This window comes from Ensifer sp. Root954, from assembly GCF_001429005.1.
In the GTDB taxonomy this organism is placed as follows: domain Bacteria; phylum Pseudomonadota; class Alphaproteobacteria; order Rhizobiales; family Rhizobiaceae; genus Ensifer; species Ensifer adhaerens.
Map to the genome: position 1 here is coordinate 1 of NZ_LMJM01000038.1, position 2,125 is coordinate 2,125.

The 2,125-nt window shown below is 64.1% G+C and carries 3 protein-coding genes; all 3 read left to right on the forward strand.

The window, feature by feature from the left end; all coding sequences use genetic code 11:
- Positions 1-834 (forward strand): sulfate ABC transporter permease subunit CysT (gene cysT, locus ASE71_RS24465; RefSeq protein WP_034805371.1); only part of this gene is annotated, 834 nt, incomplete at its 5' end.
- Entirely contained in the window at positions 824-1,744 is a 921-nt protein-coding gene (gene cysW / locus ASE71_RS24470) for a sulfate ABC transporter permease subunit CysW (protein WP_112773461.1), read from the forward strand. The genes cysT and cysW, both read left to right, overlap by 11 nt.
- 31 nt (positions 1,745-1,775) lie before the next feature.
- A partial coding sequence (locus ASE71_RS24475; RefSeq protein WP_113544759.1) for an ATP-binding cassette domain-containing protein occupies positions 1,776-2,125 on the forward strand: 350 nt, incomplete at its 3' end.

Consider the following 2,125-nt stretch of genomic DNA (forward strand, 5'->3'; position numbering starts at 1 on the left):
TGGCGATTTCGCCAGCCGAGTGTTTTGCCTGGATTTGGATTGTCGCTCGGGATCACGCTGAGCTGGCTGGTTCTGATCGTGTTGATCCCGTTGTCGGGACTGGTGTTTCGCGCCAGCGGGCTCGGCTGGGCGCAGTTCGTGGCGCTGGCGCTTGATCCGCGCACGCTCAATGCCTTGAAGATCTCCTTCGGCACGGCCTTTATCGCTGCCGTTATCAATCTCGTCTTCGGCGTCATCCTCGCCTGGGTATTGGTGCGCTACCGTTTCCCCGGCAAGCGGGTGATCGACGCCATGGTCGACCTGCCCTTTGCGCTGCCGACCGCGGTTGCCGGCATTGCGCTGACGACGCTCTATGCCCCGAACGGCTGGATCGGCCAGTTCCTGGAGCCGCTTGGCCTCAAGATCGCCTTCACTCCGGCCGGCATCGTCATCGCCCTGATCTTCGTCGGCCTGCCCTTTGTGGTCAGGACCGTGCAGCCGATCATGGAGGAGATCGACAAGGAAGTGGAGGAAGCTGCAGCCACCCTTGGCGCCAGCCGCTTCCAGACGATCAGCCGGGTGCTTTTGCCGGGGCTCTTGCCAGCCGGCCTCACCGGCTTTGCGCTCGCCTTTGCCCGTGGTGTCGGCGAATACGGCTCGGTGATCTTCATCGCCGGCAACCTGCCTTACGTCTCCGAGATCGCCCCGCTGCTGATCGTCATCCGGCTCGAAGAGTTCAACTATGCGGCTGCGACAGCGATTGCCGCTGTCATGCTGGCGATCTCGTTTGCCATGCTGCTCCTCATCAACTCGATCCAGGCCTGGAGCCGGCGGAGATATGTCTATGTCGCATGACCTGACCGCCGCCTCAGCACCCAGTCCCGGCCTCAGTCCGGCCTCCGGCCCTCGCGCCGCCCTGCCGGAACTGGCCGCCGCCACCTCCGAAAGCCGCTTTGCCCGACTGACGCTGACGATCACGGCGCTTGCCTTCGTCGCACTGTTTTTGCTTTTGCCGCTCGCCGCCGTCTTTACCGAGGCGCTGCGCAAGGGCGTGACGGAATTCGTGCTGGCGCTTGGCGATGCCGAAACCTTTTCCGCCATCCGCCTGACGCTGATCGTCGCCGCCATCGCCGTGCCGCTCAACCTCGTCTTCGGCGTGGCCGCCGCCTGGGCGATCGCCAAGTTCGAGTTCAAGGGCAAGGCCTTCCTGACGACGCTGATCGACCTGCCGTTCTCGGTCTCGCCGGTGATCTCCGGCCTCGTCTTCGTGCTTCTGTTCGGCTCGCACAGTGTCCTTGGTCCCTGGCTGCAGAGCCACGGCATCCAGATCCTCTTTGCCGTGCCGGGCCTGGTGCTCGCCACCGTCTTCGTCACCTTCCCCTTCGTCGCCCGCGAGCTGATCCCGTTGATGCAGGAACAGGGCAGTAGCGACGAGGAGGCAGCACTGTCTCTCGGGGCATCGGGCTGGCAGACCTTCTGGCATGTGACGCTGCCCAACATCAAATGGGGGCTGCTTTACGGCGTGCTTTTGTGCAACGCCCGCGCCATGGGCGAGTTCGGCGCCGTCTCGGTGGTGTCCGGCCATATCCGCGGCGAGACCAACACCATGCCGTTGCAGGTCGAAATCCTCTATAATGAATACAACTTCGTCGCCGCTTTCGCGGTGGCGGCGTTGCTGGCGCTGCTGGCGCTGATCACCCTGATTTTGAAGACGGCGCTGGAGATCCGCTACAGCGCCGAGATCGCCGCCAGCCGCAGGCACTGACCGGGAAAGCCGGCATTCGAAAGGTATTGTCATGGACGTGCGCGTTCACAACATCCGCAAGGAATTCGGCCGCTTCCCGGCGCTCGACGACGTCTCGCTCGACATCCGCTCCGGCGAGCTGATCGCGCTGCTCGGCCCCTCCGGCTCCGGCAAGACGACGCTTCTGCGTCTCGTTGCCGGGCTCGAAAGCCCGACCGAAGGCACGATCTTCTTCGGCGACGAGGATGCCTCGCAAAAGACCGTGCAGGAGCGCAACATCGGCTTCGTCTTCCAGCACTATGCCCTGTTCCGCCACATGACCGTGCTCGACAACGTCGCCTTCGGGCTGAAGGTGCGGCCCTCCAATCGCCGCCCGCCGTCGGCCGAGATCCGCAAGCGCGC

What these genes read in the sequence shown, in the direction of transcription:
- cysW (WP_112773461.1), top strand. Translation starts at nt 824, where the DNA reads ATGTCGCATGACCTGACCGCCGCCTCAGCACCCAGTCCCGGCCTCAGT.